Consider the following 14,285-nt stretch of genomic DNA (forward strand, 5'->3'; position numbering starts at 1 on the left):
TATCGTTGAATTTGGAAGATTCAATATAACGCTGTAAATTCTCAACTCCCGCATCTTTAGTTGTATCCTAAGCGTCAAATGAGACCCCGCGGGTAAACTCATTAATCTCCATAAATCCTGACTCTGGCTGAAGGATTAGTCTGCCGTTGACTGAAAGGCGGGTGAAACTGATATTGTTGATCGTCCGTTCTTCATCATAGCCAAAGATTTGGCTTGGATGACTGGTGTCGCCATTGTAAGTGATATCCTCAAAGCTGATATTCTCGATCCGGAAGCCTGGTACGGGATTATAGTCTTTGTTCCATATTACTCTTAGGTCGATGAGACGGCCCAGCTCAATATTCTCGACACGGATGTTGCGGTAGACCACATTCCGGACCGAATTATTATCACCTGCGTTGATAGCCAGCGCTCCCATATAATTCGGCTGCGGTTCATGGTGCTCCAGAATGTCGATGTTCTCAAATAGAATATCTTCAATAATATCTCCATTCTCCCGATGGTTCCCATGGGTTCCGATCATCAGGGGATGAGCGACATCTGCCCATAACACAGAGTTCCGCACGGTAATGTGGCTGGTATCACCATAGTAATCCCACCGTGAGCCGTATATGGCTATACAATCATCTGAAGTACGCAGAAACACATCGTCGATATCAATATGCGAGCAAGACATCATATCAATGCCGTCGGACCAGCCCCGGGTACTGAAGGATTTGAAATTCTGGATATGCACATGCTGGGATTGTCCCAAATAAATACTGTAATGCGGAGGATCCAGCGTAATAATCCCTTCAACCGAGATATTCTCCGAGAAGACGATGCGGATTCCGCGGAATGCCGAGAAGCGGTGAAAGTCAGACAAGTAGAGAATGCCTCTGCCGCGTATCGAGACATTCTTCACATGGTCACAGACCATTGAACCGACAACAATTGCCCCGCCGGCAATATAGACGGTCGTGTCCGAAGGAATCTGAAGCAGCGTCTGCTCCAAATAATGCATCCCCGGAGCGAAATAGATTGTATCCGGCAGGTTGCCACCGTCCACCTTAGGTGTTGCCAGCAGGCGGTAAATATCCTCCGTACGGTGGATGGCCGGCTTAAGCAGGAGAACATGATCTTGCACCGGGTCCGGCGTATCCGTCTCAATTGGATTTGCGAACAGATGAAGATTGCTGAACCGCTCCCCGTTGATCTCTACCGATAACTTCAGAGGCCGGTCAAGGGTGAAGGAAAGTGTCTTCTCAGTATGTTCAAAAGAGAGGTTAGCCGACAGCGGACGAATAACCGCTTCCTGAATGCTCTGCTTCAGGCTCTCGATCCGTACTTCTACCCTTCCGCTCATATCAAAATAGGCCATAGAAGCCTGCCGCACATGGTGCATATCTACTTTAGCCTCGTACACAAACAGCTGCTCCCAAGCTTGTCCTGGATTCCTGACATACACCGCAAAGTCATCTGTGTTAATGGCCCCACCCGGTGCACTATAAACAATCGTCTTATTCATTTTTCCTCCATGTCGATGTTGTAGTTAATGATCAGAAACATTAGTACTCCACAATTTCTTGCTTAAAGACCGTGCAGTTCTCGATAATATACGGCGCTCTTGTATCTTTATTAATAGCGTGAAGCTTTATCCCTTCCAGTGTCAGCCGCTCCACATTGCGGATATCCATAAACGCCGCCCGGCTCCAGGTTGGATAATAGTTCTCGGATACTTGTTCCGGATGGTTATACCGCATGTCCCATACCTTGGGATAAGCCGGGGGGATGTCTTCTTTATCAACGCCTCCGATAAAGGTATACGTAATATTCCTTAAGGTTACATCGCGGATGGGATAACTGTCGCAGGCATCCATCCGGATTCCGTTGAAGGATGGAGAGCCCATTACATCGTCAGTGAAACGGTAATGGGTATGCTGCATCTCCTCGTCGTCCGTCGCCGTAATATCCGCCAGCGTAATCCGCTCCATGGTCCCGATTTCCGGCATAACCTCAAGACCGAGCGAAGAACCGATTACATCCAGCCGGTTGTTCAGGATCATGAAGACAGGACGGGTTACATTCCGCATGACCAGGCCCTGGGCTACAATGTCGGTAATGCTGCCGCCCTCTGTGCACTCCAGCTTGATTCCTTCACGCCATACATTCTCAAATGTACAGTTGTGGATTGTGACACCAGAGATATCGCCTACAGATTTCAGGCCGATGCGGATTCCGGCGCAGATAGAAGTGAAATGACAATTGACAATATGCACATTCTTCATCGGATACTCTTTGCTGCTGGCTTGTAAACAAAGATTGTCGTCGGTACCTAGTATTTTGCAATTGGAGATAAACACATTTTTACAACCATCATAATCGAGGCCGTCCCCGTTATATCTTCTTTCATTACGAATGTCCAAATCCTCGCACCATATATTCTCACTGTCCAAAAAAGCCGTTGTCCATGCCGTGGAATTATAGAGCCGCAGTCCCTTGACCTGAATGTTCATACAGCGCAGAAACCTCATCATCATCGGACGATAAATGCTGCCCTCATTCGGGAAGCTCTCCGCATTGCCGTTTATTTCACCTTGGCCGATTACCCCAATATTCACCGCATTCTCGGCATAAATAAAGCATTTATCCATGTCCTGTTCATTGATGTAACGGTTATAATGCGTTCCGTCCGGGTAGTCACTGATATCCGGATTGGCCAGCAGCACAGCAGACGGGTTCACCTGTAAATACACATTGGATTTCAGAAAAATGGTTCCCGAGACAAATGTACCGCCCGCAAGCACCACGGTTCCGCCGCCCGCCTCAAAGCAAACGTCAATCGCTTTCTGGATTGCTGCCGTATCCACGGCAATGCCGTCGGCCACAGCGCCATATTCTTTCGGATCAAAACTATCCTTCATTATTAGCTCCTCCAATTATCTCGATGAAAACGATCATTAATCAAGCTTCGTGATAAGTGCTTCTCCGTCCTTTGTCTGATTGAAGCCTCTCAGTTCGGCCTTCAATTTGGCCATGGACCGGCCTAGCTCTTCCTTCTTCTCCCCGCTGTATTCGCCAATTCCCGATCCTATCACAGCTTGCTGCGGGCAGTTGTGATCGAAAGGACTTGTTAAATGGCGGTCTCTCTCAAAATACCGGTGCGGACCATAAGCATTGAAGGTGCTTGGCACAAGCGATACCATCAGATCATGGTCTCCGCCAGCCAATCATAGGAATATCTGCCGCTAATCTCATGTACGCCAGGGAATAGGTCTGAGGACAATTGATTGGCAGCATTCTCCGCTTCATAAATCTTCCGGATGTCTTCCACACTTTGCAAAAAACCTTGCTTCGGAAAAATAGGATCATGTTCGCCGGACTCCAGGAATAAGGCTCTTGGAGCAATTAGACCGATCCATTCCGGCAATTCTGCATAGAGCAATATGTCCGGAATATGGTTACAGATACAATGATCGACGGCAATGATGCTCTCCTTGAACGTGCTCGTGAAGCCGGTAAGCACGACAGCCTTTAACCGCTCATCCAGCGCGGCAGTGATATAGGAGATTAATCCGCCGCCGGAAAAGCCCATGATTCCCAACCGTTCCGCGTCAACCTCCGGCCGCGAGGCTAAATAGTCCAATACCAGCCTCGATTCCATTACACGTAATCCGGTCAATGTTTTGCCTAACATCAGTAATTGTGTGGACATCTTATAACATGAGCTTGGAGCCAGGCCATCTTCCGTCAAGTCACCTTCAAGCAAGCGTTCTCCGAAACCAACGATATCCGGGGCAATCACAAGCAGTCCCCGTTTCACTAATTGCAAGGCGAAATGCTGATGAATTCCCGGAGGATTCTCATCGACAGTTCCATCGAAGTTCAAACCGACAATCTCTCTGCTTCCATAACCATGCCCATGGACCGCTAACACAGCAGGAATTGTAGTCTGTTCATAGCCATCTGGAATTAGGACATAAGCGGCAAAGGACAACCCGGAGACAGCAGACAGCTCCACCCGCTCCCGCACATAACCGTCACACACAACACGTTCAATAATAGTAGCTTCGCATTTACCGCTAGGCTCAAAGCTTCCGATTAACCGTTCCAGGGTCTCCTTCAGATAAATCTTCCGTTCTGAAGGCAACATCTGTAGGCGCTCTTGCTCAATCCTCTTCAGGCTACTGATATATAACTGCTCCAATAACGAATCTGCTCTCCACGTCATGGTTATTCCCGCTTTCAATAATTGGAATGGATATTGCTATTGACCGCTATTTCTTCAAGAAGAATGCGGCTGCTTGGAACGGACCGGTCATCTGCACCTTCAGCAAGCCATCTGAGAGTTCCGTGTTTAAGGGGGCCGCTGCGTACATGGATGTGATCGTGAAAACTTCACTTCCACTACCTGGCCGTCATAATGGAACAGAGATGTTGTTTCCGCACCACGCATCGTTCGTCCCTGCGAGAAGCCGTTCGGATAGTTGTCTCCGTTGAAAGAATCTGCATCAAGTTCTACCTCCGTTCCCATTGTGCTAAATGATGCTCTTTATATCGCTTAATTGTATTCCCGAGCGTGTATTAAAAGTTTCTGCAAATTCACCTGAAATGTTTATATTTTGTCATACACTTTAGCTGACCGGCAGCCGGTGCGTCAGCACGGGAACTCATAAAAAAGAGACCACCAGACTTAATGGTAGCTGATGGCCTCTCCGTTGTTTCAGATATAAGCTTCCCAAATTTATTGCAAAGTCAAATACAGAAGATTCATGCTTGTGCTGGAGCTGGCCCCTTTAAAAACAACATAGATCATATAGTTTCCGGTCACAGTGCCTCCTGCCGACCCTGAAGTGGTGAGAATGTTACCGGAGAGCGCTGTAGTCGTGTATGTGGTCAAGCTTCCGGTATTAGTGACAGGGATCGTGGCCAGTAATGTCCCCCGGTCGCCGTGGGTAGCCCCTTCGGCATAAGCTTCAGGTTGACCCTTCAGAGTGCCTGCGCTGCTGGCTGTTCTAATCTCAAGCGTCCCCGTCCCTGTGCTTGAATAATTCATATTCACCTTGGATACATTGCTGAATGAAGTATAGGGGAGCGCCGCAATGGCTTTGGTTCCTGTAAGTCTTAATTTGCTGTAATCTCTGGAACTGCCACTTACAAAGCCGGACGCGTACTCTCCGTAAATATTTGAAGAGCCATTCAGTAAATAGGCTAATCCGCTGGTTCCCCAGTTGATCGCGTTATTTACAGGAGTGACATTGCTGGTATAATCTGCTGCTCTATTAGCAACTGAGCTTATCAGAGCAGCGTAGCCCGTAACGTCATAACCGTTCTTGTCGGCCGCATACACCGGGTTATTCACATACTTGGATAAATACGTATATTCACTGGCTGCGGCAGCAGAGGAGAATTTGTAATAATTATAAGCTGACGCATACATATTCTCCGCAGCTTTTCCTCTGTCATAGGTGGTTATCCCGCTATCGCTGTGATGATTCCATGGATAGGCGGTTACGTAAGCATCTACTTCATAGCCCAGATTATATTGAGCGCTGAAATTTGTTGCCTTTAATAAGAGACGGTTATTAAATTCATACAGGCTGTTATCGCCCTGATTCCATGCAATTTGTGCCACGTTAATGAAGGCGGACAGATTTACCAGCGCATGTGCCTGATCCCGGTCGCTCTCCTTGCTCTGCCCCGTAGTGGCATTGTAATTGTACAATAGGCTATACCCGTTCGCCCCCTGGCTCTTATCCGGTTTTTTCTGCCAAGACTCAGCTCCCTGATTGGTGTAGTAGGCTGTGCTGTTTGCTTTGAAATCGCTCTTCACCAGATTATACAGCGTCGTATCCTCGGCAAATACGGCGTAAGCCATAGAACCCTCCCGCAGAATGGCTGCGTGACCATGGGTAATGTTATCCATATCATAGGTTGCAAGCACCGCCGCATTGGATAACAGCTGATACATACTTATGGCTGTGCCGCCCGTATTCTTGTTAAACATTGCGATCAACGAAGCTGTGTCTGCTGCGGACCATCCGCTATAGCCATATCTGAGCAGCTCTGCAGCAGCGCTGAACTTAAAAGTAACAACCCCTACGTCAAGATTAGTATCATACACGGAGCCGGTATCACCGCTGGTGCCAACTCCTGTAAAGATCGACGCATATTTCATCATGATCGTCCGTGATCCTGCGGCATAAGTGGCATCACCGGTGATGGTATACATCAAGGCCAGATTATAGACCTTGGTAGCAGCTAGGCGCATTTCATTCCATCCGCCGCTGTTGTTGTGTGTTATAGCCGTAAGGGTATAATCCCCGGCCGATATAGTGCCGTAGGAGGCAACCGTACTCTGAAGTGCCGTATAGGTTGAGTACCATGGCTCGGCATGGCTGGCTACCTTATCCTTCATAGTTTGGATGCCAGCAGCATTCTGCAAAATCCCGGGATGTATAAAGGCTGCGGCGGCAGTGATCTCTTCACTGGCTGACTCAGCAGCTGCCAAACGGACAGTGCCAAGAGATATACTGGAAAAGCCAAGAAGTAAGATTGCTGCCATACAAACAGAAAACGATCGTTTCTTCTTCAAATAAAAACCTCCTCAAATGAAGTAGCTGAAAGCACAGGATAGCGCTTTCAAACAAGAAAATAATACCTTTTATCTGTACGCTGCCCAATATGCGGACCAAGGCTTCCAATTATCATGTTCTGATCGCCATTGCCATCGAGGAACGGCAAAGCGAAACAGCACGGCAGCTAATGGAAAGCCATATTCAGAGTATGCTGACAACGCTTAAGCAGTAGATTCAACCCTGAGTTTCCTGATAATGAGAATTCGGTAGCCCTCTTGATTTCAGAATAAGGACGCCGGGCTTCTTCCCGGCGTCCTCATTGAGGGCATGCTGTTAGATTTATGCTAACATGAACATTTTGAATGTTTTAAGTACCACTGTATGCATTTTTTTGAATGATTTTGAACTTTAGAAGTGCCTCTTCCAAAGTTCGTTTCGACTTCTCCTTCAAGTGTGAGAATCGATCGAATGCAGAAAACAGATGATGTTCCCCTTGCATTACAATGGATTCCACTCGCGGAATCCAGTTATGTTTCTCTGCTTCAATGAAATGTTCAACCACTTCGTGTGCATTCCAGGTTCCTTCCCCTTCATTATTTTGCACCCATGCTTCTGACAGACCAGATAAGAAACGCTCCAGAGTTTCTGGTGTGCGCTCTAAAATATCAATAGCTTCATGTAAACGGAAATTAATATTAATGCACCCCTCCGATCCGTAAGAGCAACAAAGCATTAATATTTTAATTTACAAAAATTTGTCCCAGTCATGGCCCTCCGGAAATTGTCGGGTTAAAGAAGATTTCAGCCATGCTTTTTCTTGTGGCAGAAGTGTCGGCAGCATTGTTCGGAAATCATTAATATCCTTCTCCCGTACTTTCGAACCGCCTGCTTTATGGAGAAGTTGGATTTCGGGTCTCAAATAAGGTATTCCTTCAACAGTTTTCAAAATAATTTCAGCCATTGGCCTTCTAATTGATTTATCTCTCTTATAAGTCCATGAATTTTCTTCGGTATCAATGATCATAAGTTGAAAAGCCCAAGGCGAATCATCGCTCTTACTAACCCATACATCATTTGTCGAGTTCAAATACTCTCCATCTTCCCAAAGACTAAGCTTACCATCTTCAGCCCTGTACAACATCCAATCACGCATTAAATACTGATAAGCGATTAATTGCTCTTCACGAGTAATAATAACATCAATATCACTATGTTCCCTGGTTTGTTTATGTAGATGCAAGTCTAATGCCCAGCCCCCGGCAATACACCAATGTATCGGAATGACAGAAAAAAGTTTATTTATTTCCGACACAGTTAAAGGCTTCCAATTACTTATATCCGTCCTCAAACCGATCCCTCCCATTACAGTTCACCGCGCTTTTCACAACGGTATGTTTTATAAGACTGATGTTGAAAAGTTGGCGAATTCCCGAAGAAAATCTTATTGATTGTCCGATCTGTTTGTCATTGCAACAACTCCGTATTAGTTTTTACCGGCCGGTATGAATTAACATATAAGAATTATCTTCGAAAGTATAGATTGATAATGGAAGATAATTTATAACATTATTATTAGGAAGCCAATTTTAGGCGTCTTCTATTTAGTAACCTCAAAAAAATAACAGACAACAAACGTGTGGTTTTATATGCCGTTTGGCAGCTATTAAACTATAATCCTTATTCAAAATCCCAAAGATTCACCAACGAGGATAACCTTTATTCTCCCCGCCGGTTTACACATTCTTGTTTGGACGATATAAGAACAGATACAATCATCTGTTTTACAATCTCCGCAAGCACCATTGACCAGGCAGGGCGTTTTTTGCGGCGAATGTAAAAATGGGCTGGACGAACACGAACAGCGGTATACATTAATGGGGGCCGCATATGTTCTGGCTCTTATAACTGCGTCTTCAGCGGTCTTGCAGACCTTATTCATCCCAACGATAGCAATAACACTTTTCGGTCCAAAGGTAATTGCCGCTGTTCGATTGCCAACACTATCTATATTGACCAATATGCCATCCTCGCTAACAGCGTTAAAGCTCGTTAAATAGGTGTCGCACAAAAGAGCTTGGCGCATGAGGTCATAACGTTCCTCCATGGTTTGCGCTGTATCACGATCAGTAATCATATAGCTGCCTAGACGTACTCGATTAAGAAGCCCGATTTCCTCAAGCGTGACTGACCCACCCCATGATACCGAAGTATGTTCTGGAATAAATGATAGTGCCTTTTCTACAGCTTCTATGGCGTTATCACAGTAATAAGCCTCAAACTTTCTGCTTTGCAGATTTTTAATAACCTTTGAGGCTAAAAGCCGATTTCTCGCTTTTATTGAATTTTCTTTCCCTTGCATTGTTTTTCCTCCATTCTGACGTTAGAAAAGGTGACTAAATTCTTTTGTAGTTATGATTAATATAGTACAGTAAAAAGAAAAAATATGTTGCACATGCAACGAGGAGCCTCTCATGAACAACTTAGATTCCCTATGTCAATCACGTTTATTTTCAGGGATTTCCCCAAGTGATATTCCCCAAATGCTTAAATGTCTTTCAGCCACACGGAAAGAATATGCAAAAGATGAGATGGTTGTCCGTGAGGGCGATTTAGTGGATGATGTCGGCATCATATTGCAGGGTAGCGCTCAAAGTACGAAATTGAGCGTCACGGGAAAAAAAATTATTGTATCCCTCCATTATCCGGGTGGATATACCGCAGTTTTAACAGCGGCTAGCCGTGGAAGAAGATGCCCTATGTCAGTACAGGCAATAGAACCACTTGAAGTTCTGTTTATTCCTATCCAAAGCATATTGAGCCGTTGTACGAAGTTGTGTATGGCACACGAACAATTACTTGGCAATCTTTTTGATAGTATCGCAGAACGAGCGTTAGAACTGCATGACCGAAATGATTGTCTGATTATGCCTACTATTCGGGATAAGGTCTTAACTTATTTAACAAGAGTTATGCGTGAAACTGGAACAGAAACTTTTACTATTCCTTTTGATAGAGAAGCGATGGCCGAGTATTTAGATGTAGATAGAAGTGCTTTATCCAGAGAACTTGCATGGATGAAGCGGGACGGCTTGATTGACTTTTATAGAAACGAATTTAAGCTATTGCAAAAAGCAGTAGAAAAAGATTTTCACTAACCGGCAAGCAAAGGAGATTCATCGGCCGTATAAGCCTGCAGTTGTGGACCTAAAGACCTCCCGTTCACGCGCAATCGAGATTTACGGCCTCCTGCTCAAGTGCAAATATCCCATTTTTGCATGTATATCCCTGGTTATTCGAATCGATAGACCCATCGCTCCGGGGCTATCCTTTTGTTATACTTCCAAGTGAGGTTTCAAACCATCTAGAATCAGGAATTTAATCGCAGCATCCTTCATTTCGCATTTAATACAAAACCCGCACAGAGGAGCGCAAAGACATGAACTTTTTCAAAAAACTGTTTGGCGGCAATGAAATGAGCAAATCGGAAGACGGTACCACAATTTATGGCTATGACGCTCCGGATGAGCGGCAGGTTACGCCTCCCTCCGAAATTTTGTACATGGAACAATTAAACGAACATTTTAATAAAGTCTTTCCAAACCGAGAAACCGGCGTGTTCCATGAACTGATTTCAGACATCGTACATATTGATGTGAACATTATGGAAGCTACACCTGATGAGCCATACCGAGTGCTGTACACCAATGGGATGAGCGATCTGCCGATGACACTCCCACAGGAGATCCGTAAAGAGTACAAGCATCTTGAACGCGCGGAGCTGATGATGTTTTTGCCGGCGGACTGGCCGCTTACGCAGAAGGATTTTGAAGCGGAGGAGTACTATTGGCCGATCCGGCTGATGAAGATGCTTACCCGGTTCCCGCATATGTATCAGACGTGGCTTGGATACGGCCATACCATCCCCAATACGGAGGATTACGAGCCATATACGCCTAACACTGAGCTGTCCGGCGCGATCCTGGTTGCTCTGCCGGAAGAGGTTAGCACAGTCCATACGAAAGATGGCAATCAGGTTCAGGTTTATTTCCTGGTTCCGCTATACCGGGAGGAAATGGAATTCAAACTGGAGTCAGGTATGGATGAACTGGTTGCAAGCTGTCCGAGCTTCCCGGTGATTTCCTCGTTCTGAATCCGAATAGACCCAATGCTTGTAAATAACTGCCCGGATTAACGGATTTGAAAGTATCAGAGCAGTCACTGCGGCAAAATTGGACTTCCGGCAATGCTCTGTTCATAAGAAACCGCCCCTTTTCGATTTCCGTTACTCAGTGACTGAAAAGTATCTCTCCTCTAAAGATATTCGACTTCTACCCTAGCTCACTAACTCCTTTGATCAACTCTTCTACGCGTTTGGCTTAGTTTAAGATGATTATCTAATCGGCAATAGTACCATGTTCTTGTCCATCGACACCACCACAGATAGTTCAAAGAAATTTATTGATCGACAAAGCCCCTGCTCTTCCATAAAAAAAACAACTCACCAGGAGTTGTTTTTTTATATTCGTACGCCCAGCATGGGCGTCATCTTTAGGGTGAAAGTCCCGAACGGGGGCTGGCGAGCGCCTACCGTTAGCCAAGGGCAAGGGTGTCCACCGTGAGGTGGAATCTGAAGGAAGCCGGAGGCAAAAGCACGGGCCAAGGTACACGAACTGGATTTGAGGCTGTGTCAGTCGGATGAGTCACCTAAACATGACGAAATCCAAAGCCGCCAAGGGCTGGCGCGGTATACTCCAGTGGTCGCGGGCAGACAGATGACGTTCTTATCTGGGGAGACCTGTCAGATAAGCAAGAAAAAAAAAACTTGTAACCGTAGCTGAGAGGCTGCGCTGAACTGGCAGGAGTCAGCAGAAGCCATAGTACGTAAGCTGTTGCAACAATTTACGGAAGGGCTGAACCGAAAGGAGAGAGGAAAGCGATGCGTTCGCATGAAGAGCAACGACAGCAGAATATCTCGCAAGGGAGCTTGCGGCAAAGAGAAGCGGTGAAGCCGTCAGGGTATGCCGGAGCGCCGAGTTCTTCGTCGGCACAAGTCGTCCCTTCCTCTCGCGAAGACCAGAACAACTTGCTGGAGCAAATGCTCAAAGGAGATAACCTTCGACTCGCTTACAAACGAGTGGTGCAAAATGGAGGAGCGCCCGGTGTGGACGGTGTAACGGTAGCGAATCTACAAGTTTACCTGAATACGCACTGGGCATCGGTGAAAACTGAACTTCTGACGGGAACTTACAGACCTGCGCCAGTCAAACGGGTGGAAATCCCCAAACCTGGAGGCGGTGTACGGCAGCTAGGCATCCCGACTGTGATGGACCGTTTCCTCCAGCAAGCACTTTTACAAGTCATGAACCCGATCTTTGACGCACAATTCTCGTGGTACAGCTACGGCTTTCGGCCGGGGAAGAGCGCGCATGACGCCGTTAAACAAGCCCAAAGATATATCCAAGGCGGCCTCAGATGGGTCGTGGATTTGGATCTGGAGAAATTCTTTGACAAGGTAAACCACGACATGCTAATGGCAAGAGTGGCGCGGAAAGTGGAGGACAAAAGAGTGCTGACGCTAATCCGTGCTTACTTAAACGCCGGAGTTATGGTGGATGGAAAATGGGAGCGTAGCCGGGAGGGAACGCCACAAGGCGGTCCGCTTAGTCCGCTTCTAGCAAACATTCTATTGGATGATCTGGACAAGGAACTGACCGGGCGAGGTTTGCGATTCGTACGCTACGCGGACGACTGTAATATCTTTGTGGCGAGTAAACGAGCAGGCGAGCGTGTCATGGAATCGGTAAGTCGGTTTGTAGAAGGAAAGCTAAAACTGAAAGTAAACGGGGAGAAAAGTGCGGTAGCGAGACCTTGGCACCGAAAGTTCTTAGGATTCAGTTTCCTGAGCCAGAAACAGGCAACGATTCGGATTGCTCCGAAGAGTCTCGCAGCTTTTAAAGGGAGAATTCGAGAGCTAACGAAACGTACCTGGTCCATTTCCATGGAAGAAAGGATTTACCGACTGAACCGCTATCTGATGGGTTGGCTCGGTTATTTCCGTCTAGCCTCGGCGAAGACACACTTCCAAACACTGGACCAGTGGATTCGGAGGAGACTTCGAATGTGTCTGTGGAAACAGTGGAAACGAGTACGTACACGAATCCGCGAGCTTCGAGCACTCGGGGTTCCAAAGTGGGCTTGTTTTAAGATGGCCAACTCGCGGCGAGGCGCGTGGGAAATGTCCCGGAACACGAATAACGCCCTTTCGACTTCCTATTGGGAAGCAAAAGGGCTGAAGAGTTTACTTTCACGCTATCTGGAACTTTGTTAACCTTTTGGAACCGCCGTATGCGGACCCGCATGTACGGTGGTGTGAGAGGACGGGGGCTTGCCGCCCCCTCCTACTCGATATTAGATACTCGAAATTTAACTTAGGAGTTATATATCTCTCTATTCAAGTTCACAATTTCTTGGTGCGAATATCCTCCAGTAGCTGCCGTTAACTTCTCTATCACTTTATCGCGAAGGAATGGGGCTTTTTCTTTATTTGCTTTTTTTAATGCTTCGGTTAGTTCCTCTTTGGTAAGTTCTGTGCAGTACGCAGGGGTTCCTGGCTGTTGTCGCCACGAATCACTTAAGGATCCGCTATCTACAGAGTCGAAGCCGAGCTCATTGACTACGTTCATGGTTATTTGTTTATGCGACTGGTTATCACCGGCAATCGCTATGGCAAGTCGTCCACTGGTACCTTCGGGAGCTCCTTTATATTCCAACGTATATGCTAATAAATTGTTAAAAGCTTTAGTGATAGGTCTCCCTAACTGATTGGATACCCAAACACTTTCAACCAACCCATTCTCAATTTCTGCAATTTTATTGTCTCTACCCGGATAATAATTTGAAGTGTCAATAACGACTACTTCCTCCCCAACTTTATCTACAATGCTGCGAATGCTTGGCAGTGCGTGGAAAGGGATCGATATGACTAGAACAGCAATGTTTGTTATTACTTCATCTACACTCACTGGTGTACCCGCAAGTTCTTTTCCTTCTAGCCGTTCTATCCCGCGAGCATCTGCAATTTTGACATCATGTCCATTCTCAATTAATTTTTTGGAGATATTCGACGCGATGGGTCCTGCACCTATAATTCCAAATCTCATTTTCATTTCTCCCTATATATTAGTTAGCATGCTAAATATGAGCAAGAGAGAACTTAGAATAAGTTACTCTCCATCTCCTTCAAAAGCCGCCTTAACAGTAAGCGCTCTTCGGGTAAAATTGATTTCAGTAATTTCTCTTGCTGCTGCTTCCACTTGACTTCAATCGGTTGTTCTAACTCTTTTCCCTTATCTGTTAAAAAAATGCGCATAACCCTTGCATCTTGTTCATCACGCTTGCGGTATATGAATCCGTTTTGCTCCAGTGACTTAACCATATTGGTAACCGTAGGCGGCTCACATTTCAGATGTTCGCTTATTTGCATTTGTGTAATCCCATCGCCTAACCACAAGCGATACAGCAAATTATCCTGGCCAACATAAAGGTTAAGTTCTCTTAGAGATTCACTGTAATCCCGGCGCATTTGGGAAGAAATCCGGTCTAGCGACTGACGGATATCACAATCTACTGTATCATTCATAGTTTACCCTCAACTTGTAAAGTATTTTTAGCGAACTAACTATAACATGATGAAATTGAGGTGTCCACCGGTGAACGGAGCTTTACCTG

Annotated in this window: 14 protein-coding genes; 4 read left to right on the forward strand and 10 right to left on the reverse strand. The window is 46.1% G+C overall.

Annotated elements, in window-relative coordinates; genetic code table 11:
- Positions 1–67 precede the first annotated feature (67 nt).
- The 5 genes from NYE33_RS22340 to NYE33_RS22360 all read right to left on the reverse strand — a co-directional run bounded on the left by NYE33_RS22340 (position 68) and on the right by NYE33_RS22360 (position 6,544).
- Complete coding sequence (locus tag NYE33_RS22340; protein ID WP_341067606.1) at positions 68–1,507, reverse strand: glycosyl hydrolase family 28 protein; 1,440 nt, start codon at positions 1,505–1,507, stop codon at positions 68–70.
- Between the two features lie 40 nt (positions 1,508–1,547).
- Entirely contained in the window at positions 1,548–2,903 is a 1,356-nt protein-coding gene (locus tag NYE33_RS22345; protein WP_341067608.1) for a glycoside hydrolase family 28 protein, read from the reverse strand.
- Between the two features lie 36 nt (positions 2,904–2,939).
- A complete protein-coding gene (locus tag NYE33_RS22350) occupies positions 2,940–3,185 on the reverse strand; it encodes a hypothetical protein (RefSeq protein ID WP_042137569.1) in 246 nt (81 codons plus the stop codon).
- Positions 3,185–4,132 carry a dienelactone hydrolase family protein gene (locus NYE33_RS22355; protein ID WP_341067609.1) on the reverse strand — a complete coding sequence of 316 codons (948 nt, stop codon included), beginning with the start codon at positions 4,130–4,132 and terminating at the stop codon, positions 3,185–3,187. The genes NYE33_RS22350 and NYE33_RS22355 overlap by 1 nt, the downstream gene beginning before the upstream one ends.
- A 591-nt stretch (positions 4,133–4,723) precedes the next feature.
- Positions 4,724–6,544: a hypothetical protein gene (locus NYE33_RS22360; protein WP_341067612.1), complete on the reverse strand. Its 1,821-nt coding sequence runs from the start codon at positions 6,542–6,544 to the stop codon at positions 4,724–4,726.
- A 119-nt stretch (positions 6,545–6,663) separates the two neighbouring features.
- On the opposite strand from NYE33_RS22360, the gene NYE33_RS22365 reads away from it, so the two are divergent.
- Positions 6,664–6,789 carry a hypothetical protein gene (locus NYE33_RS22365; protein WP_256703782.1) on the forward strand — a complete coding sequence of 42 codons (126 nt, stop codon included), beginning with the start codon at positions 6,664–6,666 and terminating at the stop codon, positions 6,787–6,789.
- A 135-nt stretch (positions 6,790–6,924) separates the two neighbouring features.
- Here the strand turns inward: NYE33_RS22365 and NYE33_RS22370 are convergent, their stop codons facing one another.
- The 3 genes from NYE33_RS22370 to NYE33_RS22380 form a co-directional block, all read right to left on the reverse strand.
- A complete protein-coding gene (locus tag NYE33_RS22370) occupies positions 6,925–7,290 on the reverse strand; it encodes a hypothetical protein (protein ID WP_341067614.1) in 366 nt (121 codons plus the stop codon).
- Between the two features lie 12 nt (positions 7,291–7,302).
- Positions 7,303–7,905, reverse strand: coding sequence for a nucleotidyltransferase domain-containing protein (locus tag NYE33_RS22375; RefSeq protein WP_340945381.1), 603 nt, complete (start codon positions 7,903–7,905; stop codon positions 7,303–7,305).
- Positions 7,906–8,238: 333 nt separating this feature from the next.
- On the reverse strand, positions 8,239–8,916 hold the full coding sequence (locus NYE33_RS22380; protein ID WP_341067615.1) for a lactate utilization protein: 678 nt from the start codon (positions 8,914–8,916) through the stop codon (positions 8,239–8,241).
- Between the two features lie 112 nt (positions 8,917–9,028).
- Here NYE33_RS22380 and NYE33_RS22385 point away from each other — a divergent pair, with 112 nt between their 5' ends.
- The 3 genes from NYE33_RS22385 (at position 9,029) to ltrA (ending at position 12,885) form a co-directional block, all read left to right on the forward strand.
- Positions 9,029–9,712: a Crp/Fnr family transcriptional regulator gene (locus NYE33_RS22385; protein WP_076243123.1), complete on the forward strand. Its 684-nt coding sequence runs from the start codon at positions 9,029–9,031 to the stop codon at positions 9,710–9,712.
- A 281-nt stretch (positions 9,713–9,993) separates the two neighbouring features.
- Positions 9,994–10,707 (forward strand): suppressor of fused domain protein, encoded by a 714-nt coding sequence (locus tag NYE33_RS22390; protein ID WP_341067618.1) that lies wholly within the window; start codon positions 9,994–9,996, stop codon positions 10,705–10,707.
- A 786-nt stretch (positions 10,708–11,493) separates the two neighbouring features.
- On the forward strand, positions 11,494–12,885 hold the full coding sequence (ltrA, locus tag NYE33_RS22395) for a group II intron reverse transcriptase/maturase (protein WP_081969899.1): 1,392 nt from the start codon (positions 11,494–11,496) through the stop codon (positions 12,883–12,885).
- A gap of 100 nt (positions 12,886–12,985) precedes the next feature.
- Here ltrA and NYE33_RS22400 read toward each other — a convergent pair whose 3' ends face one another.
- Together NYE33_RS22400 and NYE33_RS22405 are read right to left on the reverse strand one after the other, a co-directional pair.
- On the reverse strand, positions 12,986–13,717 hold the full coding sequence (locus tag NYE33_RS22400) for an NADPH-dependent F420 reductase (protein WP_042137558.1): 732 nt from the start codon (positions 13,715–13,717) through the stop codon (positions 12,986–12,988).
- Between the two features lie 53 nt (positions 13,718–13,770).
- Positions 13,771–14,196 carry a MarR family winged helix-turn-helix transcriptional regulator gene (locus NYE33_RS22405; RefSeq protein ID WP_042137556.1) on the reverse strand — a complete coding sequence of 142 codons (426 nt, stop codon included), beginning with the start codon at positions 14,194–14,196 and terminating at the stop codon, positions 13,771–13,773.
- Between the last annotated feature and the right edge of the window lie 89 nt (positions 14,197–14,285).

It is taken from the genome of Paenibacillus sp. FSL R10-2199 (assembly GCF_038000235.1).
GTDB lineage: Bacteria > Bacillota > Bacilli > Paenibacillales > Paenibacillaceae > Paenibacillus_AQ > Paenibacillus_AQ phytohabitans.

Coding starts and splice junctions, on each gene's coding strand:
- NYE33_RS22340 (WP_341067606.1), bottom strand. CDS start 1,507: ATGAATAAGACGATTGTTTATAGTGCACCGGGTGGGGCCATTAACACA.
- NYE33_RS22345 (WP_341067608.1), bottom strand. CDS start 2,903: ATGAAGGATAGTTTTGATCCGAAAGAATATGGCGCTGTGGCCGACGGC.
- NYE33_RS22350 (WP_042137569.1), bottom strand. CDS start 3,185: ATGGTATCGCTTGTGCCAAGCACCTTCAATGCTTATGGTCCGCACCGG.
- NYE33_RS22355 (WP_341067609.1), bottom strand. CDS start 4,132: ATGTTGCCTTCAGAACGGAAGATTTATCTGAAGGAGACCCTGGAACGG.
- NYE33_RS22360 (WP_341067612.1), bottom strand. CDS start 6,544: ATGGCAGCAATCTTACTTCTTGGCTTTTCCAGTATATCTCTTGGCACT.
- NYE33_RS22365 (WP_256703782.1), top strand. CDS start 6,664: ATGCGGACCAAGGCTTCCAATTATCATGTTCTGATCGCCATTGCCATC.
- NYE33_RS22370 (WP_341067614.1), bottom strand. CDS start 7,290: ATGCTTTGTTGCTCTTACGGATCGGAGGGGTGCATTAATATTAATTTC.
- NYE33_RS22380 (WP_341067615.1), bottom strand. CDS start 8,916: ATGCAAGGGAAAGAAAATTCAATAAAAGCGAGAAATCGGCTTTTAGCC.
- NYE33_RS22385 (WP_076243123.1), top strand. CDS start 9,029: ATGAACAACTTAGATTCCCTATGTCAATCACGTTTATTTTCAGGGATT.
- NYE33_RS22390 (WP_341067618.1), top strand. CDS start 9,994: ATGAACTTTTTCAAAAAACTGTTTGGCGGCAATGAAATGAGCAAATCG.
- ltrA (WP_081969899.1), top strand. CDS start 11,494: ATGCGTTCGCATGAAGAGCAACGACAGCAGAATATCTCGCAAGGGAGC.
- NYE33_RS22400 (WP_042137558.1), bottom strand. CDS start 13,717: ATGAGATTTGGAATTATAGGTGCAGGACCCATCGCGTCGAATATCTCC.
- NYE33_RS22405 (WP_042137556.1), bottom strand. CDS start 14,196: ATGAATGATACAGTAGATTGTGATATCCGTCAGTCGCTAGACCGGATT.